The 25,640-nt window shown below is 59.2% G+C and carries 18 protein-coding genes; 14 read left to right on the forward strand and 4 right to left on the reverse strand.

Features of this window, described 5'->3' with window-relative positions; translation table 11 throughout:
• Nucleotides 1-3: 3 nt before the first annotated feature.
• From AACY18_RS19365 to AACY18_RS19410, 10 genes are all read left to right on the forward strand, one after another.
• Nucleotides 4-318, forward strand: coding sequence for a DUF2934 domain-containing protein (locus AACY18_RS19365; protein ID WP_339465788.1), 315 nt, complete (start codon nucleotides 4-6; stop codon nucleotides 316-318).
• 129 nt (nucleotides 319-447) lie between these two features.
• The gene (glgX, locus tag AACY18_RS19370; RefSeq protein WP_339465789.1) at nucleotides 448-2,607 is read left to right on the forward strand and encodes a glycogen debranching protein GlgX; all 2,160 of its coding nucleotides are present in this window, start codon (nucleotides 448-450) and stop codon (nucleotides 2,605-2,607) included.
• A 1-nt stretch (nucleotide 2,608) separates the two neighbouring features.
• Nucleotides 2,609-3,607 (forward strand): acyl-CoA dehydrogenase, encoded by a 999-nt coding sequence (locus tag AACY18_RS19375; RefSeq protein WP_339465791.1) that lies wholly within the window; start codon nucleotides 2,609-2,611, stop codon nucleotides 3,605-3,607.
• The gene (locus tag AACY18_RS19380; protein WP_339465793.1) at nucleotides 3,604-4,362 is read left to right on the forward strand and encodes a PIG-L deacetylase family protein; all 759 of its coding nucleotides are present in this window, start codon (nucleotides 3,604-3,606) and stop codon (nucleotides 4,360-4,362) included. Before AACY18_RS19375 ends, AACY18_RS19380 begins: the two co-directional genes overlap by 4 nt.
• Nucleotides 4,359-4,958 carry an SAM-dependent methyltransferase gene (locus tag AACY18_RS19385; RefSeq protein ID WP_339465794.1) on the forward strand — a complete coding sequence of 200 codons (600 nt, stop codon included), beginning with the start codon at nucleotides 4,359-4,361 and terminating at the stop codon, nucleotides 4,956-4,958. Before AACY18_RS19380 ends, AACY18_RS19385 begins: the two co-directional genes overlap by 4 nt.
• Entirely contained in the window at nucleotides 4,955-5,611 is a 657-nt protein-coding gene (locus tag AACY18_RS19390; RefSeq protein ID WP_339465795.1) for a glycosyltransferase, read from the forward strand. Before AACY18_RS19385 ends, AACY18_RS19390 begins: the two co-directional genes overlap by 4 nt.
• A 187-nt stretch (nucleotides 5,612-5,798) precedes the next feature.
• Nucleotides 5,799-6,557, forward strand: coding sequence for a PIG-L deacetylase family protein (locus AACY18_RS19395; protein ID WP_339465796.1), 759 nt, complete (start codon nucleotides 5,799-5,801; stop codon nucleotides 6,555-6,557).
• Nucleotides 6,558-6,835: 278 nt separating this feature from the next.
• Complete coding sequence (locus AACY18_RS19400) at nucleotides 6,836-10,069, forward strand: hypothetical protein (RefSeq protein ID WP_339465797.1); 3,234 nt, start codon at nucleotides 6,836-6,838, stop codon at nucleotides 10,067-10,069.
• A 486-nt stretch (nucleotides 10,070-10,555) separates the two neighbouring features.
• The gene (locus AACY18_RS19405; protein ID WP_339465798.1) at nucleotides 10,556-11,371 is read left to right on the forward strand and encodes an endonuclease/exonuclease/phosphatase family protein; all 816 of its coding nucleotides are present in this window, start codon (nucleotides 10,556-10,558) and stop codon (nucleotides 11,369-11,371) included.
• Between the two features lie 493 nt (nucleotides 11,372-11,864).
• The gene (locus AACY18_RS19410; protein WP_339465799.1) at nucleotides 11,865-12,935 is read left to right on the forward strand and encodes an autotransporter outer membrane beta-barrel domain-containing protein; all 1,071 of its coding nucleotides are present in this window, start codon (nucleotides 11,865-11,867) and stop codon (nucleotides 12,933-12,935) included.
• A 117-nt stretch (nucleotides 12,936-13,052) separates the two neighbouring features.
• Here the strand turns inward: AACY18_RS19410 and glgB are convergent, their stop codons facing one another.
• From glgB to AACY18_RS19425, 3 genes are all read right to left on the reverse strand, one after another.
• Nucleotides 13,053-15,284 carry a 1,4-alpha-glucan branching protein GlgB gene (gene glgB, locus AACY18_RS19415; protein WP_339465800.1) on the reverse strand — a complete coding sequence of 744 codons (2,232 nt, stop codon included), beginning with the start codon at nucleotides 15,282-15,284 and terminating at the stop codon, nucleotides 13,053-13,055.
• A gap of 2 nt (nucleotides 15,285-15,286) precedes the next feature.
• Complete coding sequence (gene treS, locus AACY18_RS19420; RefSeq protein WP_339465801.1) at nucleotides 15,287-18,628, reverse strand: maltose alpha-D-glucosyltransferase; 3,342 nt, start codon at nucleotides 18,626-18,628, stop codon at nucleotides 15,287-15,289.
• A 100-nt stretch (nucleotides 18,629-18,728) separates the two neighbouring features.
• Entirely contained in the window at nucleotides 18,729-20,726 is a 1,998-nt protein-coding gene (locus AACY18_RS19425; RefSeq protein WP_339465802.1) for an alpha-1,4-glucan--maltose-1-phosphate maltosyltransferase, read from the reverse strand.
• Between the two features lie 217 nt (nucleotides 20,727-20,943).
• On the opposite strand from AACY18_RS19425, the gene AACY18_RS19430 reads away from it, so the two are divergent.
• The 4 genes from AACY18_RS19430 to mapR all read left to right on the forward strand — a co-directional run bounded on the left by AACY18_RS19430 (nucleotide 20,944) and on the right by mapR (nucleotide 24,677).
• Nucleotides 20,944-21,111 (forward strand): hypothetical protein, encoded by a 168-nt coding sequence (locus AACY18_RS19430; protein WP_339465803.1) that lies wholly within the window; start codon nucleotides 20,944-20,946, stop codon nucleotides 21,109-21,111.
• Between the two features lie 160 nt (nucleotides 21,112-21,271).
• The gene (locus tag AACY18_RS19435; RefSeq protein ID WP_339465804.1) at nucleotides 21,272-21,505 is read left to right on the forward strand and encodes a DUF3203 family protein; all 234 of its coding nucleotides are present in this window, start codon (nucleotides 21,272-21,274) and stop codon (nucleotides 21,503-21,505) included.
• A 195-nt stretch (nucleotides 21,506-21,700) separates the two neighbouring features.
• Nucleotides 21,701-23,134 carry a cytochrome c oxidase accessory protein CcoG gene (ccoG, locus tag AACY18_RS19440; protein ID WP_339465805.1) on the forward strand — a complete coding sequence of 478 codons (1,434 nt, stop codon included), beginning with the start codon at nucleotides 21,701-21,703 and terminating at the stop codon, nucleotides 23,132-23,134.
• A 133-nt stretch (nucleotides 23,135-23,267) separates the two neighbouring features.
• Nucleotides 23,268-24,677, forward strand: coding sequence for a GntR family transcriptional regulator MpaR (gene mapR, locus AACY18_RS19445; protein ID WP_007919188.1), 1,410 nt, complete (start codon nucleotides 23,268-23,270; stop codon nucleotides 24,675-24,677).
• A 78-nt stretch (nucleotides 24,678-24,755) separates the two neighbouring features.
• Here the strand turns inward: mapR and AACY18_RS19450 are convergent, their stop codons facing one another.
• Nucleotides 24,756-25,502, reverse strand: a complete 747-nt coding sequence (locus AACY18_RS19450; RefSeq protein ID WP_339465808.1) for an SDR family oxidoreductase — start codon at nucleotides 25,500-25,502, stop codon at nucleotides 24,756-24,758.
• Nucleotides 25,503-25,640 lie beyond the last annotated feature (138 nt).

A 25,640-nucleotide genomic window follows, 5' to 3' on the forward strand; every position in this document is an offset into this window, starting at 1 on the left:
ACGATGAGCACCGACGATAAACGCATCCGCGAATTCGCCTATCAGATCTGGGAATCCGAAGGTAAACCCGAAGGTCAGGAAGCGCGTCACTGGGAGATGGCGCGTAAATTGGCCGAGGCTGAAGCGCTGGCACCGAAGAAATCGCCGAAGGCTGCCGGCAGCAAGACTGCTGCCAAGACCGCCGAGGTGAAAGCGCCGGCAGCCAAGCCCAAAACCCCGGCCAAAGCCAAGCCAGCGAGCGCCGCAAAAGTCGTACCGCCGGGCGAAAAAACCGCCGAGAAAAAGCCGCGCGCACCGCGCAAGCCTCCGGCGAACTGACGCTCTCGCGATTATTGAACTCAATGATCCTGTGGCGGGCTTGCTCGCCACAGAGGGGGCGTTCGCCCTCAAGAAACATGCACAACCCCGCGTGTCAGCCCAGAATTCATCCGTTTTGCAGGAGCAATCATGACCCATCCAAAGAAAGCCGAGCCCACACAGCACGCCGAACCCTCGAGAATCCGCGAAGGCCTGCCCTTCCCGCTCGGCGCGACCTGGGATGGCTTGGGGGTGAACTTTGCCCTGTTCTCCGCCAACGCCACCAAAGTTGAACTGTGCATTTTCGATGATGCCGGTGAAGTCGAGCTCGAACGCATCGAACTGCCGGAATACACCGACGAGATCTACCACGGCTACCTGCCCGACGCACATCCGGGGCTGATCTACGGCTACCGTGTCTACGGCGCGTATGACCCGGCCAACGGCCACCGCTTCAACCACAACAAGTTGCTCATCGACCCGTACGCCAAACAGCTGGTCAGTGAACTCAAGTGGTCGGAGGCGCTCTTTGGCTACACCATCGGCCACCCCGACGCCGACCTCAGCTTCGACGAACGCGACAGCGCCCCCTTCGTGCCCAAGTGCAAAGTCATCGACCCGGCGCACACCTGGGGCAACGACCAGCGCGTCAGCGTGCCGTGGGACAAGACCATTATTTATGAGACCCACGTGCGCGGCATCAGCATGCGGCACCCCTCGGTTGCGGAAAACGTACGCGGCACTTTCGCCGGGCTGATGAACGACGATGTGCTCAAGCACATTCGCAGTGTCGGGGTTTCGAGCGTTGAGCTTTTGCCAATCCACGCGTTCGTCAATGACCAGCACCTGCTGCACAAGGGCATGACCAATTACTGGGGCTACAACAGCATCGCGTTTTTCGCCCCCGACCCGCGCTATCTGGCCAGCGGCAAGATCGCCGAATTCAAGGAGATGGTCGCGCACCTGCACGAAGCCAACCTCGAAGTGATCCTTGACGTGGTCTACAACCACACCGCCGAGGGCAACGAACAAGGCCCGACCCTGTCGATGCGCGGCATCGACAACGCCTCCTACTACCGCTTGATGCCGGATGACAAACGCTTCTACATCAACGATTCCGGCACCGGCAACACGCTGGATCTGAGCCACCCGTGCGTGCTGCAAATGGTCACCGACTCGCTGCGCTACTGGGCCAGCGAAATGCATGTCGACGGTTTCCGCTTCGATCTGGCGACCATTCTGGGCCGCTACCACGACGGGTTCGACGAGCGTCACAGCTTCCTTGTTGCCTGCCGCCAGGATCCGGTGCTGCGTCAGGTAAAAATGATCGCCGAGCCTTGGGACTGTGGCCCCGGAGGCTATCAGGTCGGCAACTTCCCGCCGGGGTGGGTGGAGTGGAACGACAAGTTCCGCGACACCGTGCGTGCGTTCTGGAAAGGTGACGACGGCCAGGTGGCCGACTTTGCCAGCCGCATGACCGCTTCGGGCGAGATGTTCAACCAGCGCGGACGACGGCCGTATTCGTCGGTGAACTTCATCACCGCTCACGACGGTTTCACCCTCAACGATCTGGTGTCGTACAACGACAAACACAACGAAGCCAACGACGAGAATAATCAGGACGGCAGCAACAATAATCTGTCGTGGAACCACGGCGTCGAAGGCCCGACTGACGACCCTGACATCAACGCCCTGCGCCACCGGCAGATGCGCAACTTCTTCGCCACCCTGCTGCTGGCCCAAGGCACGCCGATGATCGTTGCCGGTGACGAATTCGCCCGAACCCAGGACGGCAATAACAACGCCTATTGCCAGGACAGCGAGATCGGCTGGGTCAACTGGGACCTGAGCGAAGACGGCCAGGCGTTGCTCAAATTCGTCAAACGTCTGATCAAGCTGCGTCTGGCGTATCCGATCCTGCGCCGTGGACGTTTTCTGGTCGGCGAGTACAACGAGGACATCGGCGTCAAAGACGTGACCTGGCTCGCGCCGGACGCCACCGAGATGACCACCGAGCATTGGCACGACGCGCACAACCGCTGCCTGGGCATGCTGCTCGATGGCCGCGCACAGGAAACCGGCATCCGTCGCAAAGGTGCTGATGCGACGCTGCTATTGGTGGTCAACGCGCACCACGACATCGTCAACTTCACCTTGCCGGAGGTTCCTGAGGGCAGTTTCTGGACGTGCATGGTCGATACCAATCAACCGTCGATTCGTGGCCAGGAACGCTTCGAGTTCGGTCATGAATACTCGGTCACTGGCCGTTCACTGCTGCTGTTTGAATTGCAACGCGAAGAAGAAGACTGACATGGACTTGCAAAGCTATCTCGCTCGCCGTCCGCCGGACTACGCAGACACAGCCTCGCTCGGCCTGTGCCTGCGGGCGATGGTCGAGGCCGGGCTGGACCGATTGCCGTTACCCGGCAGCGGCAGCACGCTGGAGCGATTTCAGCGTCTGGCCGATGTTGGTGGGCATGATCTGGGTTTGTGCAAACTTTACGAGGGCCACACCGACGCGTTAGCGATCATCGAGCAACTGGCAGGCGCGCCAACGCCCGGCAGCACGTGGGGCATGTGGGCGGCAGAACCGCCGCAAGCGCGGGTGCAGGTGCGACCCGCCGGGCATATGGTGGAACTGAACGGCCGCAAGGCCTGGTGTTCCGGCGCCGCGGTACTCAGCCATGCGCTGCTCACCGCGTGGGACGCTGATGATCAGCAGCAACTGGTTGCCGTGGCCCTCGATCAACCCGGCGTGACCATCACCGATCAAGGCTGGCAGGCGGTGGGCATGGGCGCCACGGGCAGTGTCGAGGTGCTGTTCGACGGCGCCGAAGCTCAAGCCATCGGCAATCCCGGCGATTACCTGCAACGACCGGGTTTCTGGCAAGGCGGGATCGGCATTGCTGCCTGCTGGTACGGCGCCGCGCGGCAGATTGCCGAACGCCTGCGCCAGCCATGTGCGCAACGGCAGGAGCCGCATGCCCTCGCCCATCTGGGCGCGGTCGATAGCGCCTTGCAGGCAGCCGCCGATGTCTTGCGTTTCAGCGCCCTGCAGATCGACGCGCATCCGCAAGCCGATACTCAGTTGCTGGCCCGGCGTGCCCGGGCCGTGGTTGAACAGTCTGTCGAACAGGTGATCCGCGAAGTCGGCCGCGCCTTGGGGGCCGGGCCATATTGCAAGGATCGGCACTTCGCCCGGTTGATCGCCGATTTGCCGGTGTTCCTGCGCCAAAGCCACGCCGAACGGGACCTCGCCGCCCTCGGCCAAATGATTGCCGCGCAACCTGACGGAGCATGGGCGCTATGAAAACCAATCCCATCGTCGGCCAAGGCACGTCCTTGCAGCAATGGCAGAGTTCACAGCATCTGGCGGACATGCAAAGCATCAATATCCTCAGTCTGGTGCCTCCGGGTGCTCGCGCGGTGATTGTCGCGCCGCACCCGGACGATGAAGTGCTGGGCTGCGGCGGCCTGCTGCAAGTGCTCGCCGCTGCCGGCCGCTCGTTACAACTGATCTCGGTCACCGACGGCAGCGCCAGCCACCCCGGTTCCACGCGCTGGCCGGTGGAGCGCCTGAGCGTGATCCGGCCACAGGAGTCCGCTGAAGCGCTGCGGCGCCTCGGTCTGCCGATGCATCGTTTGAAATGGCTGCGCGGCGGTTTCAGCGACACGCAGGTGGCGGCGCGAGAATCCGAGCTGAGCGCGTTTATCGAACACCATCTGCGCCCCGATGACGTCATTTTTACCACGTGGATCGAGGACGGTCATTGCGACCACGAAGCCGTCGGCCGCGCCAGCGCTGAAGCGGCGCGCAGAGTCGGCGCGACGTGCCACGAACTGCCCGTATGGACGTGGCACTGGGCAACGCCCGAAGACGCGCTGGTGCCCTGGCAGCGGGCGCGCAAGATTCTCCTGTCACCGGTTCAAATCGCCCGCAAACGCCACGCCGTCCATGCCTTTGCCAGCCAATTGGAGGGTGATCCCGAGGCAGGGCTCGCGCCGGTACTGGCGCCCTATGTGCTTGACCGCTTACTGCAACCTTTCGAGGTGGTATTCCTATGAGCGTTGAAGATCGTTATTTCGAAGGCTTGTTCGCCGGCAACGACGACCCGTGGGCATTTCGTCAGCGCTGGTACGAACAGCGCAAACGGGCGATCACCCTCGCCGCACTGCCTCGTGCGCACTATCGGGCGATCTTCGAACCGGGCTGTGCGAACGGCGAACTGAGCGCCGAACTGGCGACGCGCTGTGATCGACTGTTGTGTTGCGACACCGCCAGCGCGGCAGTGACACTGGCACGAACCCGTTTAAGTCTTTTTGACCACGCCCAAGTGCGTCAAAACCGTCTGCCCGGTGACTGGCCGGAAGAAAAATTCGACCTGATTGTATTTAGCGAAATCGGCTACTACCTCGACGGCAAGGATCTGACAGAAGTGATTCGCCGGATCAGTGATTCCCTGACCGCCGACGGCCAACTCCTCGCCTGTCACTGGCGCCCGCCCATCGACGGCTGTCCGCTAAACGCCCGACAGGTTCACGACCTGATCCATGAGCAGTTGAATCTGCCACGCGTGGCACTGCATCAGGAGGCTGATTTCATTCTTGAAGTATGGAGCCGCGAGCCGCGCTCGGTGGCGGCGTTGGAGGGTTTGCGATGATTGGCATTTTGATCCCGGCGCACAACGAAGAAGACCTGCTCGACGAATGCCTGAGCGCGGCCATGCGCGCCAGCCGGCACGGTTTGCTCGCCGGTGAGCGGGTCGAAGTGTTGGTGGTGCTCGACAGTTGTACCGACCGCTCGGCGCAGATTGTCAGCGGTTATCCGGTGCTGAGCCTGAATATCGACGCACGCAATGTCGGTCAGGCCCGCGCCGTCGGCGCTCAGTTGCTGCTGGAGCGCGGGGCACGCTGGATCTCCTGCTCCGACGCCGACAGTCGCGTCGCCGACGACTGGCTGGTGGCGCAAATCGGGCTGGGCGCGGATGCGGTGTGTGGCACGGTCACCGTCGAGCACTGGCATGAATCATTCGATGAAGCGGCGCAAATTCGCTATCACCGGCACTATCGGGCCAGTGAGGGCCATCGGCATATTCATGGCGCCAATCTGGGCGTCAGCGCCGATGCCTATCGGTGGGCCGGAGGCTTTAAACCGCTGGCGTGCGACGAAGATGTGCACCTGGTGCGGGATCTGGAACTGACCGGTGCGAACATCGCCTGGAGCCATCGTCCGCAAGTCCACACCAGCGCTCGTTTCGACAGCCGGGCCCGGGGTGGATTTGGCGACTACTTGCGAAACCTGGCACAGATGTAATAAAAAAAACCGTATCAGATTGATCTGTGGCGCGACGAACGTCACTTCATGAGCAATACTGTGCTGCGCGGCAATCCAGGGTTCGGAGCGTCGTATGGCAATCAACCAGCCTTCACGGGTCGGCCGCGTCACAGGTTTATGGCTGTGGGCACGATTGAGGGCGAAACAACACAAGGACGTCGCACCCATGAAACCGTTATCGCTCATCGAAAACAGCCCGTCGGCGCAAATCTGGAACAGCGCCCCGCAACTGCACAACATTCCCGTCATCAACACCCGCAGCCTGGTGCCACCCGGTGCCCGCGCCGTGGTGATCGCCCCTCATCCCGGCGATGAGGTGGTGACGTGCGGTGGCCTGCTGCAATTACTCTCAAGCCTCGGTCATCCGCTGCAACTGCTCTCGATCACCGACGGCAGCGCCAGCCATCCCGGTTCACGACAATGGTCGGAAAAACGCCTGAGCGTGTTCCGCCCGCAGGAAAGCGTCGAAGCCCTGCGCCGCCTCGGCTTACCCATGCACAGCCTGAAATGGGTACGCGGCGGTTTCACCGACAACGCACTGAGCGATCAGCACAGCCAATTGGCCGGGTTCATCGGCCGTTACCTGCGCCCCGGCGACGTGGTATTCAGCACCTGGCGCGGCGATGGCAACGACGATCATGAGGCGGTCGGACGTGCTGCCGCCGAAGCCGCCGAACTGGCCGGGGCGACCTTCCACGATGTGCCGGTCTGGGCGTGGCACTGGCCTGAGCGCGATCAAAAACTGATCCCCTGGGATCGCGCACGCAAACTGCGCCTCGACACCTGGACCGTGGCGCGCAAAAGCCACGCCACCCACGCCTACGCCAGCCAGCTCAAGGGCGAACCGGCGATTGGCATCGCGCCAATGCTGCCACCGGTGATTCTGGAACGGATGCGTTTGCCCTATGAAATCGTTTTCGTCTGAAGGCCACAGGTAGCACCTTCGCCAACATCTTTCGTGGGCGGGCTTGCCAACGATCGCGGTGGGTCAGCCAATCAGATGCTGAGTTGCATACCCTCATCGCTGGCAAGCCCGCTCCCCTAGGGGCTACCCCGTGTGTCTGAGGGAAGATTTCCCCCTTCCCGACCGCGTAACCATTCGTCCGGAAACCGCGCGCACCTGTCAGATCTGACAGGTGACAAACATTGCTGATTAGCGTCACCTGTCGCCATGGCATTTTCCTATTCAGCCTGGAGTTGGCGATGACCAGCACCCGCACGATTGACCCCTTTGCACTGCCCCTTCCGAAAGCACCCAAGATGATCCCCCTCGTCCCTGCCAGTGAGGGAGTCCACGGTGGCGTTGCCTTCGACGACGCGAGTGAGGAAGAGGGATTTCAGATACTCATGCTTGCGTATGACAACCAATCAGAAAACGACAAAATCACGCTTTGGTTGAACGATGAAAAGGCGGATGACACCACCATTGCCAAAGGCAAGGAGCGTGACAACACGCCACTTTACATTCCGCCGGAATGGTTTCAAAAAGGCCTGAACAAAATCAAGTTCAGCGTCAAACGTACTTCCGGCAACTGCGATTTCACCGATGAACTCATCCTGCTTCACCGCACCTCGCCACCCGGCGACACGCCCCCGGTCCTGAACCTCAGCGTCAGCCACTCCAGCATCGGCCCCGAGCAAGCGAACAAGGTTTCGGTCACGGTCAACTACAAGAACATGAATTGGTACGACACGATTTCTATTTATTGTAATGGCGCGCGTGTCACCCACACATTGACACCAGACAGCACGTCTCCCCTACCGCCGGTTCCGCAAAGCGTGGTGATCCCGATCCCTAAAGAGAAGCTGGAACAAGGCGGCGACGATTCCGACTTCGAATTCAAATTCCGCGTGGTCGACTATCTGACCAATCCGTCCGGCCCTCCGACCTGGTCGGATGTAGTGACGGTGGACGTGCATTTGAATCGCCTCACGTTGCCCGCCCCAACCGTCAAGGGCCAGACCGGCAACAACTTCAGCCCGACCCAACCGGAAGTCCGGGTGCTGGTGCCGCAGGGTTCGCTGCTGCCTGACGATAAGCTGAACGTAATCTGGCAAGGCGCAGCCGAGACACCGGCTGCGGGCACCTACACCAGCCCTCAACGGCTTGTCAGCGCCGGTCTGGAAATCGCGGTGCCGCGATCAGTCCTGGCTTACAGCCTTGGCAAACCGGTGACCGTCATCTATGTCATCGAACATAATGGCGCCTCCAGTAATTCCCTGCCGCTGTCTCTGAACATCCTGACGCTACCGGCGACGGCGCTGATCCCGCCGAAGATCGTCGAGGCCGATGCCAACAACGTCCTGGACGTGAACGCGTTGGGCAGCAAAAACGCGACCCTTCACGGGTTGCTCCACACACTGATCGAGGCGGGCCAACAGGTCTGGATGAGCCTGGAAGGTCAGAAGGCCGACGCCAGCCCTCACAACCTGACAATCTGGAACGGCGGAGACGCCAATGTCAATGCGACGTGGGTCAGCCAGGGCTTCTGGCCCGCAGCACTGGCCAACAGTTACCTCAAAGAACTCGGGCACGGCACCACGCTGAAAATCAAGTACAAGGTGTCGATGGACAAGAGCGACAACCCGGCAACGGCCACGGTGTTTCCGGATCGAACTTACAGCATCAAGTCGATAGAGCTAGTGGTGCCGACGCTGGTGAATGTGCTGGATGCGAGCAATAAAGAAGTGCCGGAGGGCACGTCCACCATCAGCACCACGCTGAAACTCAAAGGCAAGGCCAGCAAAGGCCAGACCGTCGAGATTTTTGATGGCAACGGTGCGTCTGCCGTGTCCAAAGGGACTGCGCCCGCCCATGAAACAACAGGCGAATGGGAGAAAACCATCGCCGTACCAGAGGGTAGTCGCCGGTTGTATGCAAAGGCACTGTATGCCGTAAGCCCGGTGTATTCGAATGTTCGGTTACTGACCGTTATAGCCGCCACCGCACCGACGATCACCTCGGTCAAAGGCTCGCCGAGCGGCGTGGAAATCCCACCCGGCGGCACCACCGCGGAAACAGCCGTGACTCTGACCGGCAGTGCCGCCAAGGGCCAAAAAGTCGATATCCTCGATGGGATCACGTCCAAAGGTCAACCCGACACGGATCAAGCAACAGGGATCTGGACATTAACCGTTACAGGCCTGAGCGTAGCGGCGCACAGTTTTACCGCCAAGGCGTTGTATGGCGATGGTGCGACCTCCGAAGCCTGGACGGTGAATGTAACGGCGAATGTACTTTCTTTTATAAATCAGCCCTATCGATCGTCACCCGGAGTACGGCTGAAAGATATTGAGATATTCGCAAGCAAACTGGATGGCACGCCTCGTCCAGAGGCACCTGTAATATTGACACTCGCCAGTGGAATGTTTTTCGCCGATGGCACTGGGGGGGAGCGTGAATTCATAGCTGATGGGCAAGGCCTTGTAATAGTGAAGGGCGTACAGGCGTCTATGGTTCCTGGAGAGTACGCGCTGAATGCTGTCAGTGAAGGGGCAATAGCATCCGCGAAGGTAACGGTCTTCCCCGAAATCTCTGAGGGGGACATATCAATCGGAACGGGTGGCACTGAAAAAGCTTTAAGCCCCGACGGGCTTACGCTTTATGTCCTTGTTCCCTCGGCTTCTTTGGTTAAAGTCGTAGATCTGATTTCAAGGAAAGTTTTAAATCATATTCAGACTCCCCCTATCGCCCTCTCATGGCCAAGAATGGCCATAAGCCCTGATGGAAAGCAGTTATTTATTGGATACACACACAGCGGAAACATCACCATTATTGACACGACCAACCTAAAGATTATTGGAGATATAAAGGTAAATCAATCACCCCATTATTTAGCGGTGAGTCCGGATGGCAAATCCCTTGCGGTCGGATATGGCGGTATAAATTCAAGCCTCTACAATATTCAGGCAGCGATAGTTGATATATCAACGCAAAGAATTACTCGCGAAATAACTGAAGCAGGAAGCAACACCAAAATGATTGATTACACTCCTGATGGCGAATATTTATATATTGTGATCTGGGTTGGCAATGCTGGCACACTGGCTATCATTGAAACAAAAACGCACTCAACTGTCGCCAGAACAAACATTAACAGCCGCCCTTACACATTTCACTTTAATGCATCAGGAACTCGCGCTTATGCAATTGGAAATACTTTATCCTGGACACCAACCATAACAGTTGTTGATGTTCTACAAATGCAACCCATCAGGACAATCAGCCCTTTAAATGAAATTAAAGCAACCGCATTTGTCATTAACGCTAGCGAAACCCAAATAACATATAGCGAGGGCTCTGTGATTGATGCCGCCGGAGGTCGGACTTTGAAAAAATATCCTTTTGAAACGGGGTGCGGGCCTGTTGACTATCGAAACAACCGCCTATATGCGTCCGGCACTGACACTATTAAAGTTATTGCCATGGATCCATGACTTGAAGTTCAATGCAAATTACTTGTATTGAGACGCTCTTGACAAAGAAAACAAAAGGCGATGAGTTTATTTTTCGCCTTTTATTCAATCTCTATAAACAACCAAGAATACTTCGTTTACGATCCTCAACGCTTTGGAATGGCCAATACATGTTAAACGGGGCCAGCCCCTGAGGGATCCCCACAAATCTACTCCAGGCTCTGCGCCTGATGATGCACCTCATCGCGCAGAGCTTTCTCCAATTTTCCCCAGTCTCCGCTGCCTCCGAACTCTATGCACCTACGCCAGTATTCCAGGCCAAGCCGCCACATGGATGTGTTGGGCGGCAGATTCGATTGCGCGTCTGATGTAGAAGCTGCCGAAGGCTGCGATCATTTGATCCAGAACAACAAGACCAAATGATCGCAGCCTCGTTTCACTCGACAGCTCCTACACTAGTTGGCGGTGTTGATTCAGAAGGAACCGCCACCCCCACCCACCAGTCGCATGAATACGCACTCAGGATTCACAGGAGTCACCGTGTCCAGCGCCCCCAATCGTCACGTCGTCGACGATTCAGTCATCCATCGCCTGCGCGTGCTGACGGTCAATACCCACAAGGGTTTCACCGCACTCAACCGACGTTTCATTCTTCCGGAGTTGCGTGAAGCCGTACGCAGTACTTCGGCCGATCTGGTGTTTTTGCAGGAAGTGGTGGGTGAACACGAACGGCATTCGAACCGCTACAACGAATGGCCGCAAACCTCGCAATACGAATTTCTCGCCTACAGCATGTGGAGCGATTTCGCCTATGGGCGCAACGCGGTTTATCCCGATGGCCATCACGGCAATGCGCTGCTGTCCAAATACCCGATCCGCGAGTACCGCAACCTCGACGTGTCGATCACCGGCCCCGAGCGCCGTGGCTTGTTGCACTGCGTGCTGGATGTGCCGGGGCATGCCGAAGTCCATGCGGTCTGCGTGCATTTGAGTCTCCTGGAAAGCCATCGCCAATTGCAGTTGCAACTGCTCTGCCAGTTGCTTGAATCCTTGCCTGATGACGCGCCGGTGATCATCGCCGGAGACTTCAACGACTGGCAGCTTCACGGCAACGTCGCCCTCGCCCGGCGCGACTATTTGCACGAAGCCTTCGAGCGCCATCATGGCCGCCCTGCCAAAACCTATCCGGCGCGTTTTCCATTGCTGCGACTGGACCGGATCTACCTGCGCAACGCCAGCAGCCATGACCCGCAGATCCTCGGCAACAAGCCGTGGACGCACCTGTCGGATCACTTGCCGCTGGCCGTTGAAGTGCATCTGTAGCTGCCGAACGGACAAGCCTGCTTTTCGGCTCTGCGTGATGACTCACCTGGACGTTTCGCTCCGGGCGATTGTCGTAACTCACGCCCTTGGTATCCGGCTAATATTCGAAATATTGACAGCAACGGCTTATGCGGTGCGTTCGGCAATGTCGGAACCTGGATCAACCGAAAAACCGTCCGTCAACAATACATTCCCTCTGCATCGGGGTTTTCACTGCCGCGACCCACACAAACAACCACTTGGTTATATTCAAATAAACAAACAGTTACAAAACCTAAATAACACCGACCACTCATCGATCAATTTCTTGACGCATGCCTGTGGTTCTTCTTATCTCAACCTTACTACCCCCGGAATAACCCTCCGGGCCGAACCATCGGACACTCGCGAAATCGAGCGGCCATGGATCTGCCCGCTCCATTCGGTCGCCCCTCGTTCGGGGTAGGAGAGACGCCACATCGAGATGCTGCATGCGCTTGCAAGGTAGGCCTCCATGAGAACTTCAATCACCCCACGCGAGATCAAAATTACTTTCTGCACAGTCTCGAGTTTTCTCTTGCTGTGCTCATCCATGGAGGCGCAGGCAGCCCCTGCGGCGGATGAAGCGACACCGTGGTATCGAGAGAACGTCCCCGTCATCACATTGCCTGCGACGGTCATCACCCCGGACCGGCAACGGTTCAATCCCCTATCTGATCGGCAAATTGCGAGGCTGATCACCGAAGAACTCGCGCCAGGCGCCTGGGACCTGCTCTACGGACAAAGTGCCCGAAAGGCGCAAACCGATGTGGTGTCTTCGGGTTTCGCGATGCCCGGCGGCTCTGACTGGAAGGGCCCCGCCGTACTGACTCTGCAAAGCGGCGGCGGCCCTACGCAGAAAATCGGCCTGATGGGCGGTCCGAACCAGATTCAAGCCAATGGCAATGGGCAAATCATCAGCCGCGCCCTGGCCGACCCGACCACCGACACCCTCAACCTGCAAGGCCAACGCCTGGGGGCCTATTACAGCCTGATCGGTGCACGGGGATGGCACGTCGACTTGTCGGCCAGCGGTGGACGAGTCAGCGGATTCAGCCGCGATCAACGAGGTGCGCGGCAGGCCACAGAAGGCAGCGCCATGACGTTCTCGGTCGAAGGCGGTTTCCCGATTGGTTTGAATGAAAACTGGGTGATCGAACCCCAAGCGCAATTGGTCAACCAGCGCATCACCCTCGACACCCCCAACGCTGGCTCAGGCCACGCAACGTCCAAAGACCTCTCAGCCTGGAGCGGCCGCGTCGGAGCACGCTTGAAAGGTAGCTATGACTTGAGTGGTCTGCCGGTCGAGCCGTACCTGCGCACCAATCTCTGGCACACGGTCTATACCGGCAGCACGGTGACTCTGGATAAGGTCGACAAGATCAGCAGCAGCCGCAAATCATCGACCGTCGAGTTGGGACTGGGGCTGGTGGCTCGGGTGACGCCGGCGGTGAGCCTGTATGTGAGTGCCGATTACAGCAGTGATGTCGATGACAATGATTTGAATGGCTTGATTGGCAGCCTCGGCGTACGGATGCTTTGGTGAGGCTTCGGTTTCCCGGCGTCTGAGCTGACACCTTCGCGAGCAAGCCCGCTCCCACATCTGGAATGCATTCCTCTGTGGGAGCGGGCTTGCTCGCGAAGGCAGCGACTCGGTGTGGGATCAACCCTCAGGCTTGAGGATCAACACCGCCAGCGGCGGCAAATTCAGCTCCAGCGACAACGCCTGGCCATGGCTAGGCACTTCTTCGGTAAACGCGCCGCCACCGTTGCCATAGTTGGAACCGGCATAAGTATCAGCGTCGCTGTTGAGCAACTCGCTCCAACGCCCGGCGAACGGCACACCCACACGATAGGAATGACGCGGCACGGGGGTGAAGTTGGCCACCACCAGCACGGGTTTACCGTCCTTGCTCCAACGCAGCCAGGCATAAACGCTGTTGATCGCATCGTCGCCAATCAACCACTGGAAACCCTGCGGCGCGTCATCCTGATCGTGCAATGCCGGCTCTTCGCGATAGAGACGGTTGAGGTCGCCCACCAGTTTCTGCACGCCTTTGTGCTCGGAATACTGCAACAGATACCAATCAAGCTGTTGATCGTGATTCCACTCGCGCCACTGGCCGAACTCGCAGCCCATGAACAGCAGCTTCTTGCCCGGATGGGTCCACATGAAACTCAGATAGGCCCGCAGGTTGGCGAATTTCTGCCAGCGATCGCCGGGCATCTTGTCGATCAACGAGTGTTTGCCGTGGACCACTTCATCGTGGGAGATCGGCAGAATGAAACGCTCGGACCAGGCGTAGACCAGGCCGAAACTCAACTCATTGTGGTGATGGGCGCGGTACACCGGGTCCTGCTGAATGTAATGCAGCGAATCGTGCATCCAGCCCATGTTCCATTTGTAGGCAAAGCCCAGACCGCCCTGCTGCGTGCTCTGACTGACGCCCGGCCACGCCGTGGATTCCTCGGCGATTACCAGTGCACCCGGGGCCTCCAGGTCGACCACGTCGTTCAAGTGCCGCAGAAAATCGATGGCTTCAAGGTTTTCCCGCCCGCCATGCCGGTTCGGCACCCATTCGCCGGCCTTGCGCGAATAGTCGCGATAGAGCATCGAAGCCACCGCATCGACTCGCAGGCCATCGATGTGGAAATGCTTCAACCAATGCAGCGCCGACGCCAGCATGTAACCGTGTACTTCGGTGCGCCCGAGGTTGTAGATCAACGTGTCCCAATCCTGATGGAAACCCTCCAGCGGATTGCCGTACTCGTACAGCGCGGTGCCGTCAAATTGCGCCAGGCCGTGGGTATCGGTGGGGAAATGCGCCGGTACCCAATCGAGAATCACGCCGATATCGGCTTGGTGGCAGGCGTTGATGAACTCGGCGAATTGCTCCGGCGTGCCGTAACGGGCGCTCGGCGCAAATTGCGACAACAACTGATACCCCCAGGAACCACCGAACGGGTGCTCCATGATCGGCATCAACTCAATGTGGGTGAAACCCAGTTCCTTCACATACGGAATCAATCGCTCTGCCAATTCCGGCCAGGTGTACTGGCGCGCTACTTCACCCAGATCGTCCAGTTCACACTGCCAGGAACCGGCGTGCAGTTCATAAATAGACAGCGGCGCCGAATGTTGCTGCCGCTCGCGACGGCTGCTCATCCAGTCCTGATCCTGCCAGTCGACGTGCAGCGGCGCGGCGACTTTCGACGCGGTATCCGGCGGCAGGCTGGTGGCGAGCGCCATCGGGTCAGCCTTGAGCGGCAGAATCCCGTGAGTGCCAAGAATTTCGTATTTGTACAACTCCCCCGCTTGTAGGCGCGGGATGAATAACTCCCATACCCCGGACGGATGACGCAGGCGCATCGGGTGCCGGCGCCCGTCCCAGACGTTGAAGTCACCGACAACCGAGACCCGTCGGGCATTCGGCGCCCACACGGCAAACCGCACGCCGTCGACGCCATCCACGGTGGTCAGTTGCGCGCCGAGGCACGAACTGAGGTCGCGGTGATTGCCTTCGGCAAACAGATACAAATCCATTTCGCCCAGCAACTGACCGAAGCTGTAGGGGTCTTCCGCCACCTGCTCGCCACCGGCCCAACGGGTACGCAATTGATACGGCCGTGTCTGATCGAAGTGGCCGACAAACAGCCCCGGCGTTTCAGTCTGCTCAAGCGCGCCGCGCTCTTGCCCGGTCTCTTTGTCCAGCACCGAAACATTCAACGCACCGGGCAGAAAAGCGCGAATGAATTGTCCGCCGGCGCCATCGCCGTGCGGGCCAAGAATGGAAAACGGATCGTGATGCTCAGCACGGACCAGGGCGTCGATGTCCTTCGCCGTGGGCAGCAATGCGTCTTTGACTTGACCCTGTTCCTTGTTCGAGAAACTCATGACTACTCTCCACCAAGATCGGAAAAGGGTTTAAGCCCCGTCAATAACCCATACAAACCGTGCAACGGCACGGGCAGCCACGCGGGGCGATTTTCGGCTTCATAGGCCACTTCATAGGCCGCCTTCTCCAGGCCGAACAACGCCAGTGCGGCGTCGGCGCCTTCAGGATCTTGCCAAGCATGATCAAGACTAGCTGCCGCCCGGCGATATGCCTGAACAAATGCCTCTCGCGCCTCCTGCAAATAGCGATCCGCCACACGATGACGTGAGGCTTCGGATTCGGGGCTGTGGTCGACGTTGTGCACGTTGATGGTCATGGCTGCCGCGTAATCGAAAGAACGCAGCACACCGCTGACATCCTTGTACGGGCTGTGTTTGCCGCGACGTTCGCTCAATGGCCGTGCAGGTTCGCCCTCGAAATCGATCAGAAAGGCATCGCCCTTGATCACCAGCACCTGACCCAAATGCAGGTCACCGTGGACACGGATCCGCAAACCGCCGACAGCTTTTTTCGCCAGATCCTGCACATGGGCAAGGATGGTTTTTTTCTCGTCGATCAGTCGTTTAACCCGCTTGTGATCCGCCGCGCTGAGTTCGCCCTGATGCTGTTTGAGCAGTTTCAGCGCCTGTTCGACCTGAGCGGCGACGTCCTTGCCGGTGGCCTGCATGTCCTTGGCCGTACTGATTTGCGGTGCAAAGTCGGGATTGTCGGTCGGCGCCGCCAGCACCTGATGCATTTCGCCCAGGCGCTGACCGAGCATCCCGGCAAAATCCTTCAACTCCCCCAAGGCGTTGTAATGCTGTTCCTGCTCGGACATGGCATCGGCCAGCTCATCGCGCAATGCTCGTTCGAGGTTGTTTTGCGTCCATTCCCACGCATCGCCCTGATTGCTCAGATAGCCTTGGGCGATCATCAACAGATTGTCTTCGCCCTGCGCATCATGGCGGATCACCGAGCCCAGCAGCGGGGAGATATTGGCAAATCCGGCAGCGGTCAGGTAAGCGCTCATCTCCAGTTCCGGGTGTACGCCAGAAGCGACTTTGCGGATCAGCTTAAGGACTACGCTGTTGCCAACGACCACCGAGCTGTTTGATTGCTCGGCCGACAGATAACGCACCTCGGACTCACTGCCCAACCCCAGTTTCTCCAACAGCGGCGTTGGCGCGAAACGGATTTGACCGTCCGCCGATTCGAGCACCGTGTTGTTCTGCATACCCTGCAATACCGCGCGGATAAACGCTTCGAGACTGAATGCGTCTGTAATCAAACCGACCTGACGCACCCGACGCACGCGGGCCAATGCCAGTTGCTGAGGCAGCGCCGCGCCGACCTGATCCTCTGAGATAAAGCCAAACGGCAGTTGATAACGGTGGGTCTGGCCGCCGCTGGTGACTTCGATCTCGCTGAGCAGCACCGGATGTTCGGCGTCGCCGAACCGCACGCCGTAGGCCAGATGCACCTTGTCGATGGCAGCATCCTTGCCGGCGAACCAACGGCGGTTTTGCAGCCAGCTCGGCAGAATGCCCTGCTCCAGGGTTGCGCGGGCTGGCGCCTCGAGCAGTTCCTCCATGCGTTTTTTCAACACCAGGGTGGTGAAATCCGGCAGGCTCTGCGCCGGTTCCACATGCCAGCTCGGCATCTGGTTTTCCGCCGCGAGGGCGAACCAGTAAAAACCGTACGGTGCCAGGGTCAGGAGGAAATTCAACTGACCGATGGGTGGGAAGGCGTTACCGCCGAGCATCTCCACCGGGACCATGCCGACGTAGGCCGACAAGTCGAGTTCCGCCGCCTGGGCGCTGCGCGACACGTTGGCCACGCAGAGAATGATTTCGTGTTTGCCATCGGCGTCGGTGAATTCGCGGGTATACGCCAGAATCCGTCGGTTGCTCGGCGAGAGCATTTTCAACGTGCCACGGCCAAACGCTTTGGATTGCTTGCGCACGGCGAGCATGCGCCGCGTCCAGTTGAGCAACGAATGCGGGTCGCCGGCCTGAGTTTCGACGTTGACCGACAGATAGCCGTATTGCGGGTCCATGATCGGCGGCAACACCAGGCTGGCCGGGTCGGCGCGGGAGAAGCCGCCGTTGCGGTCGATGGACCACTGCATGGGCGTGCGCACACCGTCGCGGTCGCCAAGATAGATGTTGTCGCCCATGCCGATTTCATCGCCGTAATACAGGGTCGGCGTGCCCGGCATCGACAGCAGCAGACTGTTGAGCAACTCGACGCGGCGACGGTCACGCTCCATCAACGGCGCCAGCCGCCGACGAATGCCGAGGTTGATCCGCGCCCGGCGATCAGCGGCGTAGTAGTTCCACAGGTAATCGCGCTCCTTGTCGGTGACCATCTCCAGCGTCAGCTCATCGTGGTTGCGCAGGAAAATCGCCCATTGGCAGTTGGCGGGGATTTCCGGGGTCTGGCGCAAAATATCGGTGATCGGGAAGCGATCTTCCTGAGCCAGCGCCATGTACATGCGCGGCATCAGCGGGAAGTGAAAGGCCATGTGGCATTCGTCGCCATTCAAGCCGTGCGCGTCGGTATCGCCAAAATACAACTGGGTGTCTTCCGGCCATTGGTTGGCTTCGGCCAGCAGCATGCGGTCGGGGTAATTGGCGTCGATCTCGGCGCGGATCTGCTTGAGGACGTCGTGGGTTTCCGGCAGGTTTTCGTTATTGGTGCCATCACGCTCGATCAGGTACGGAATCGCGTCGAGGCGCAGGCCGTCGATGCCCATGTCCAGCCAGTAGCGCATCACTGACAGCACGGCTTTCATCACTTGCGGATTATCGAAGTTCAGATCCGGCTGATGGGAATAAAAACGGTGCCAGAAGTATTGGCCGGCGACCGGGTCCCAGGTCCAGTTGGACTTTTCGGTGTCGAGAAAGATGATCCGCGTGCCGTCGTATTTCTGGTCGTCATCCGACCATACGTAAAAGTCCCGTGCGGCCGAGCCCGGTTTGGCTTTGCGCGCCCGTTGAAACCACGGATGCTGGTCGGAGGTGTGGTTGATGACCAGTTCGGTGATCACCCGCAAGCCACGCTTGTGCGCCTCGGCGATAAAGCGCTTGGCGTCGGCCATGGTCCCGTAATCGCTGTGCACGCCACGGTATTCGGCGATGTCGTAGCCGTCATCGCGACGCGGCGATGGATAGAACGGCAACAGCCATATGGTGTTGACGCCGAGTTCGGCGATGTAATCGAGTTTGGCGATCAGGCCGGGAAAGTCGCCGATACCGTCGTTGTTGGAGTCGAAAAACGATTTGACGTGAACTTGATAAATCACCGCGTCCTTGTACCAGAGCGGGTCTTTGATAAAGGTGGCAGCCTTGGGTTTCTTCGCCATGTGAAACTCCTGTTCGATTCAGGAAAACAAATTATTCCCTGTAGAAACTGGTCACTGTGGAAGCCGGCAAAGCAGCGCCCACATCTGATCTTCGCCAACCTCAGGAGGCGGTTATCCGCCAAATCCCGAACGGCTGGTACGCGGGGTCAATCCGCATGAACTGGTACTTGCCGTACCACTCCCAGCGATGCCCGCTCATCAAGTCTTCGCCATGGGTGGTCGCGTCGTCCGGCAGGCCCATCTCCCAAAGCGGCAGCTCGAAATTCGCTTCCTGCACGTTGTGCGGGTCAAGGCTGACCGCCACCAGAATGAAGTTGCGGCCGTCCGCGCTGCGTTTGCCGAAATACAGGATGTTGTCGTTCCAGGCGTTGTAGACCTTCAGGCCCAGGTGGGTGTGCAACGCCGGGTTTTGCCGGCGGATGCGGTTGAGCTGGGCGATCTCGGCAATGATGTTGCCGGGGGCGTTGAAATCGCGGACACGGATCTCGTACTTCTCCGAATCCAGATACTCCTCTTTGCCCGGTACCGGCGCCGCTTCGCACAGCTCGTACCCCGAATACATGCCCCAAAGGCCCGAGCCCATGGTCGCCAGCGCGGCGCGAATCAAGAACCCAGGCCGGCCGGAGTCATGCAGGAACGCCGGGTTGATGTCCGGCGTGTTGACGAAAAAGTTCGGCCGGTAGCATTCGCGCCACGGCGACTCATTGAGTTCGGTGAAGTAAGCCGCCAGTTCTGCCTTGGAGTTGCGCCAAGTGAAATAGGTGTAGCTCTGGGTGTAACCGACCTTGCCCAACCGCGCCATCATCGCCGGCGTGGTGAACGCTTCCGCGAGGAAGATCACCTCCGGATGCAGCGCGCGCACATCAGCAATCAGCCATTGCCAGAACGGCAGCGGCTTGGTGTGCGGGTTGTCGACACGGAAGATCTTCACGCCCTCCTCGACCCAACCGACGATGATGTCACGCAGCTCAACCCAGAGGCTCGGTAGCGCGTCGGGCGCGTAAAAATCAACGTTGACGATGTCTTGATATTTTTTCGGTGGGTTTTCCGCGTATTTGATCGTGCCGTCCGGCCGCCAGTTGAACCAGCCCGGATGCTGTTTGAGCCAAGGGTGATCCTGGGAGCACTGGATGGCAAAATCGAGGGCGATCTCCAGCCCATGATCGGCGGCAGCCACCACCAGCCGACGGAAGTCTTCGCGGGTGCCCAGTTGCGAGTGAATGGCCTCGTGCCCCCCCTCTTCGCTGCCAATCGCGTAAGGGCTACCAGGATCCTGCGGCCCGGCGCTCAGGGAATTGTTGCGGCCCTTGCGATGGGCGCGACCGATCGGGTGGATCGGTGTGAAATAGAGGACGTCGAAGCCCATGTCCTGAATCATCGGCAACCGCGCATGCACGTCATTAAAGGTGCCGTGACGGTCGGGATCATCGGTGATCGAGCGCGGAAACAACTCATACCAACTGGCAAACTCGGCCAGTTCGCGCTCGACATCCATGGGAAATTCGGCGCTCACGCTCAAATAGGCGCGGTGATCGGCCTGGGCCATCAAATGCGCACTGCGTGAGTGCAGAAACAGCGCAACCTGCTCGGTTTCGAGCAGGCCGGACAGTTCATGGTGCAGCGCCGCGAGTTGTTCGCTGAGCGCACCTTCACTGCGTTCGGCAGCCTGTTGCACCATGCTGCGGCCCTCTTGCAGCTCAAGTGAGACGGGCACCGCCGCGTTGTGTTTCTTCTCCAGTTCATACTGAAAACTGGCGAAATGGTCGATCCACGCTTCGATGCAATACACATAACGGCCCTGATCTTCCGGGCGGAAGCGGCCTTGCCAGCCGTTGTTGCCCAGCTCCGACATGACCTCGCTTTGCCACGTCTCTTTGCCTTCCTCGCGCCAGCGAATGCGCACCGCCAACTTGTCGTGACCGTCGGCGAATACCTTGCTGGTGACCTCCACATCGCGCCCGACAATGGATTTGACGGCAAATTGACCGCCATCGAGAGTCGGCATGGTGTTTTCAATGACGATGCGCGGCAGCAGCAAAGCTTGCGACAGCGGCATGTGCGGGTTGTAGTTCAGTTCAGAAGGTTTTTCAGCAGTCATTGAGCATCTCTCCTTAACGCCCCAAGGACGCTCTTGTGCCGGATCAGTGTTCACAACGAGGCACCTGCCCCGATATGAACTCACTTAAGTTCCGAGCGACCGGCGCCGGGAAAAGTTCACAGGGATTTGCCCGAGCAAAAAAGCGGATCGAATCCGCTGCGAGGTGGTCAACTCACTTAAGCACTTCTCACGCCATGTGCCACACGGAGGTCATCAGATGAGTATCCCGATTCCGGCCGAAACGCCTGATCCGAACATCGATAAACCCACTTTGCCCGAGACCGAGCCGCAGCCGATTCCCGATCAGGAACCGCCGGGCACGACGCCACCGCCCAGGGAGGAACCGCCAACGACCATGCCGCCAGTGATTGTTGCGCCTGATTGATGACGGTCCGTCATCGGTGATCCCTATCAAAGGGTTTTGCGATGCGTGGCATCACGTTGAAGAGCGCCGCCATGAGCAGGCGACCATTAATCGGTTGCGCAGAACGACCAGCAAAGCCTGCGCCCTAACCTTTCAGGCAACTCTGAAAAAGGACCGTCCCATGCCCGTTCGAATCGAAAACCAGACCTGTTTTTTCACCACTGAAAACGGCGAAGAAATCCGCCTGTGCGGCGACTTGACCGTGATCACCGACAGCGAGAAAGCCATGTCGGCCGTGGAGATCGAAGGCCAGCGCCTTTACCTCACCGAAGCAGAAGCCGACGCATTGACCGTTGCAGGCGCCAAGGACGGACGCAAGCATTTGAAGGCTGACGAGAGTGATTCGGTGATTTGACTGACCTTGATCAACACAGCGCGCAAACCCTTGAGATAGGGGTTTGCGCCTGCGCCTGCGGGCTGCTTCAAGTTGTCGCAGGCAGGCCGGCAAACACCATCTGATACGCTTTTTATTGAAATAGCTGAGTCTGTTATGCAAACAGATCGGCGCTCATAGTGCATCGGCCTGATGGAGGCTGATGAGCGAACGACCATGAGCGAACAAATCCCCGTCCGAACCGTAGAAGTTGAACCACCCCACATAAAAAGTGTGCCGGGTCGCCCAATGAAGGCGAGAAACAAGTCCAGCGATAACCAGATCCACACCCGCAGCTTCACCGGCCTGTTTCGAACCCTGCGCATGAGTGGCGCGGGGTTCCTGTTTTTGCTGTTTTTCGGCACCGTGTGGCTGAACTGGGGTGGGCGTCAGGCGGTTCTCTGGGACCTTGGCGAAAGCAAGTTCCACATCTTTGGCGCAACTTTTTGGCCGCAGGATTTCATCCTGCTGTCTGCCCTGCTGATCATTGCCGCGTTCGGCCTGTTCGCCATCACAGTGTTCGCCGGCCGCGTCTGGTGCGGTTACACCTGCCCGCAGAGTTCGTGGACCTGGATCTTCATGTGGTGCGAGAAGATCACCGAAGGCGAACGTAACCAGCGGATCAAGTTGCAAGCCGCGCCGTGGGGGCTGAACAAACTCGCGCGCCGCGCCGCCAAACACACGCTATGGCTGGCGATCAGCGTGATGACCGGCCTGACATTCGTCGGCTACTTCACCCCGATCCGACCGTTGGCCGAGGAGTTGCTGACCCTGCAAATCGGTGGCGTCAGTCTGTTCTGGGTACTGTTCTTCACCGCCGCCACCTACATCAACGCCGGCTGGCTGCGCGAAGCGGTGTGCATGCACATGTGCCCTTATGCGCGGTTCCAGAGTGTGATGTTCGACAAGGACACCCTGGCCATTTCCTACGACGTGGCCCGTGGTGAGAACCGTGGCCCGCGCAAACGCGACGTGAAACCGGCCGAGGCCGGGCTGGGCGATTGCATCGATTGCCAGTTGTGCGTACAGGTCTGCCCGACCGGCATCGACATTCGCGACGGTTTACAGATGGAATGCATCGGTTGCGCGGCGTGTATCGACGCCTGTGATTCGATCATGGACAAAATGAACTACCCACGCGGATTGATCCGTTACAGTTCCGAGCGCGAATTGCAGGGTGGCAAGACCCACCTGCTGCGGCCACGGCTGATCGGCTACACCGTCGTGTTACTGCTGATGATCGGAGCGCTGGCCCTGGCGCTGGTCGAGCGGCCGATGGTGTCGCTGGACGTGACCAAGGATCGCGGCCTGTTCCGCGAAAACGGTCTGGGCCAGATCGAGAACATCTACACCCTCAAAGTCATCAACAAGACTCAACAGCGCCAGGACTACAACCTGAGTCTGGTGGACGGCGACGGCTTCCAGTTGCAAGGCAAGACCGAACTGAGCCTGGCCCCCGGCGAGATTGTCGATGTGCCGGTGTCGGTGGCCATGACCACGGAACGCCCGAGCAGCAGTTCACAGACCCTGAGTTTCAAGATTGCCGACAGCGATGAACCTGAGGTTTACAGCGTGTCGAAGAGCAGGTTTGTGGCGCCGATGAATCGCTGATCCCTTAAACTGCGGCGCGGCCATTGGCGAGCAAGCCCGCCCTCACATTTGGAATGCATTCCTCTGTGGGAGCGGGCTTGCTCGCGAATGTAAGCAACGCGGTCTTCCAGAATGAAATCAATCCGGACCCAAGATGAAACGCTACGAAAAATTCGCCGACGACATCGCTGAACTGATCCGCTCCGGCGTCCTTGGCCCCGGTCAGCGCGTGCCCTCGGTGCGCTACGCCAGCCAGACTTACGGCGTCAGCCCGTCCACTGTGTTTCAAGCCTATTACCTGCTCGAACGCCGCGGTCTGATCCGCGCCCGCCCGCGTTCCGGCTACTTCGTCAATACCCACGCGCCGAGTCCGTTCTCGGAGCCGGTGATCAGCAGTCACGTCAACGACTCCACCGAGGTCGATGTCAGCGAACTGGTGTTCTCGGTGCTGGACTCGATCAAGGATCCGAGCACCGTCCCTTTTGGCTCAGCGTTCCCCAGCCCGACGTTGTTCCCGCTGCAACGCCTGTCGCGTTCCCTGGCCAGTGCGGCGCGGGAGATGGACCCGCGCATGGTCGTCACCGACATGTCGCCGGGCAACCCGCAACTGCGCCGGCAGATTGCCCTGCGCTACATGGTCGGCGGGCTGATGCTGCCGATGGAAGAACTGCTGATCACCAACGGTGCCCTCGAAGCGCTGAACCTGTGCCTGCAAGCCGTGACCGAACCGGGTGATCTGGTGGCCATCGAAGCCCCGGCGTTCTACGCCAGCCTGCAAGTGCTGGAACGCCTGAAACTCAAAGCCGTGGAAATCCCCGTGCATCCGCGTGACGGCATCGATCTGGGTGTACTTGCGCAGACCCTCGAACGTCACCCGATCAAAGCCTGCTGGTGCATGACCAGCTTCCAGAACCCGATGGGCGCGACCATGCCCGAGGCGAAGAAACAGGAACTGGTCGAACTGCTGCGCCGCCACCAGGTGCCGCTGATCGAGGACGACGTCTACGCCGAACTCTATTACGGCCAACAAGCGCCGAAACCGGCCAAGGCCTTCGACACCGAAGGGCTGGTGATGCATTGCGGTTCGTTCGCCAAAAGCCTGGCCCCCGGCTACCGCATCGGCTGGGTCGCTGCCGGACGTTACGCGCAGAAAATCGAACGGCTGAAACTGATGACCTCGCTGTGCGCCTCGATGCCGGCGCAGGCAGCAATTGCCGACTATCTGCAACACGGCGGCTACGACCGGCACTTGCGCAAACTGCGGTATGCGCTGGAGGAACAGCAAAGTGCGATGCTCGCCGCGATTGCCCGTTATTTCCCGGCACAGACACGCGTCAGCCAGCCGGCCGGCGGCTACTTCCTGTGGCTGGAATTGCCACCGCAGATGGATTCGTTGAAGTTGTTTCAGATGGCGCTGGCGCAAGGCATCAGCATCGCGCCGGGGCCGATTTTTTCACCGACCCAACGCTTCAGGAACTGCATTCGCTTGAATTACGGCAGCCCCTGGACTGAGGACTCGGAGAAAGCGATGGAGACGTTGGGGCGGATTGTCCGGTCGTTCTGAGTTTTTTATGTTGATTGAACGGGTTCCATCGCAGGCTTGCCAGCGATGGAACCCGCCCAGACGCTTGAGTCCCTGAATTCAACGCCCGCCGCCGAGATCAACAAAGGTCCCGGTGGCATAAGAAGCTTTGTCCGACAGCAACCAGACAATCGCCTCAGCCACTTCGTCCGGCCGCCCGCCTCGAGCCATCGGAATAGCCGACTCAAGCTTGCTGACCCGATCCGGATCGCCGCTCAGCGCATGGAAATCGGTGTAGATGAAGCCCGGACGCACCGCGTTGACCCGAATCCCCTCGCCCGCCACTTCCTTGGACAAACCGATGGTGAACGAATCAAGTGCGCCTTTGGACGCGGCGTAATCCACGTATTCGTTAGGCGACCCCAGGCGCGATGCGACCGACGACACGTTGACGATACTGCCGCCCTGCCCGCCGTGTTTGGGCGACATGCGCAGGATCGCGTGCTTGGCACAGAGAATCGGCGCCAGGACATTGGTTTTCATGGTTTTGAGAATGCGGAATTCGGACATTTCGTCGACCCGCGATTTATGCCCGACGGTGCCGGCATTGTTCACCAGTGCGGTGACCCGTCCCAGTTCGGTATCGACCCGATGAAACAGCGCGACCACTTCGTCTTCAATGCTGACGTCGGCGCGCACCGCGATGGCTGTTGCGCCAAGCGCTCTGACTTGCTCCAGCACGCTTTGCGCGGCCTGTTCGTCTGACTGGTAGTTGATGCAGATCCGATAGCCCTTCCCGGCAGCCAACAAAGCCGTAGCGGCGCCAATCCCGCGCCCGCCACCGGTGATCACAATGACTTTATCCATGCCGGCCTTTCCCCCAAATTCACACGTAACAGTCGGGGAGAAGAATAACCGCCATTGGCAGGTTTTGCATGAGCCGTGTCAAAGGCTAGGTCTGCGACCACAGCAATGGCGAGGCTGAAGATGTTCTTGTGAGGGTTA

It is taken from the genome of Pseudomonas sp. EA_65y_Pfl2_P74, assembly GCF_963970575.1.
Classification (GTDB): domain Bacteria; phylum Pseudomonadota; class Gammaproteobacteria; order Pseudomonadales; family Pseudomonadaceae; genus Aquipseudomonas; species Aquipseudomonas baetica_A.

What these genes read in the sequence shown, in the direction of transcription:
- AACY18_RS19365 (WP_339465788.1), top strand. Translation starts at nt 4, where the DNA reads ATGAGCACCGACGATAAACGCATCCGCGAATTCGCCTATCAGATCTGG.
- glgX (WP_339465789.1), top strand. Translation starts at nt 448, where the DNA reads ATGACCCATCCAAAGAAAGCCGAGCCCACACAGCACGCCGAACCCTCG.
- AACY18_RS19375 (WP_339465791.1), top strand. Translation starts at nt 2,609, where the DNA reads ATGGACTTGCAAAGCTATCTCGCTCGCCGTCCGCCGGACTACGCAGAC.
- AACY18_RS19380 (WP_339465793.1), top strand. Translation starts at nt 3,604, where the DNA reads ATGAAAACCAATCCCATCGTCGGCCAAGGCACGTCCTTGCAGCAATGG.
- AACY18_RS19385 (WP_339465794.1), top strand. Translation starts at nt 4,359, where the DNA reads ATGAGCGTTGAAGATCGTTATTTCGAAGGCTTGTTCGCCGGCAACGAC.
- AACY18_RS19390 (WP_339465795.1), top strand. Translation starts at nt 4,955, where the DNA reads ATGATTGGCATTTTGATCCCGGCGCACAACGAAGAAGACCTGCTCGAC.
- AACY18_RS19395 (WP_339465796.1), top strand. Translation starts at nt 5,799, where the DNA reads ATGAAACCGTTATCGCTCATCGAAAACAGCCCGTCGGCGCAAATCTGG.
- AACY18_RS19400 (WP_339465797.1), top strand. Translation starts at nt 6,836, where the DNA reads ATGACCAGCACCCGCACGATTGACCCCTTTGCACTGCCCCTTCCGAAA.
- AACY18_RS19405 (WP_339465798.1), top strand. Translation starts at nt 10,556, where the DNA reads ATGAATACGCACTCAGGATTCACAGGAGTCACCGTGTCCAGCGCCCCC.
- AACY18_RS19410 (WP_339465799.1), top strand. Translation starts at nt 11,865, where the DNA reads ATGAGAACTTCAATCACCCCACGCGAGATCAAAATTACTTTCTGCACA.
- glgB (WP_339465800.1), bottom strand. Translation starts at nt 15,284, where the DNA reads ATGAGTTTCTCGAACAAGGAACAGGGTCAAGTCAAAGACGCATTGCTG.
- treS (WP_339465801.1), bottom strand. Translation starts at nt 18,628, where the DNA reads ATGGCGAAGAAACCCAAGGCTGCCACCTTTATCAAAGACCCGCTCTGG.
- AACY18_RS19425 (WP_339465802.1), bottom strand. Translation starts at nt 20,726, where the DNA reads ATGACTGCTGAAAAACCTTCTGAACTGAACTACAACCCGCACATGCCG.
- AACY18_RS19430 (WP_339465803.1), top strand. Translation starts at nt 20,944, where the DNA reads ATGAGTATCCCGATTCCGGCCGAAACGCCTGATCCGAACATCGATAAA.
- AACY18_RS19435 (WP_339465804.1), top strand. Translation starts at nt 21,272, where the DNA reads ATGCCCGTTCGAATCGAAAACCAGACCTGTTTTTTCACCACTGAAAAC.
- ccoG (WP_339465805.1), top strand. Translation starts at nt 21,701, where the DNA reads ATGAGCGAACAAATCCCCGTCCGAACCGTAGAAGTTGAACCACCCCAC.
- mapR (WP_007919188.1), top strand. Translation starts at nt 23,268, where the DNA reads ATGAAACGCTACGAAAAATTCGCCGACGACATCGCTGAACTGATCCGC.
- AACY18_RS19450 (WP_339465808.1), bottom strand. Translation starts at nt 25,502, where the DNA reads ATGGATAAAGTCATTGTGATCACCGGTGGCGGGCGCGGGATTGGCGCC.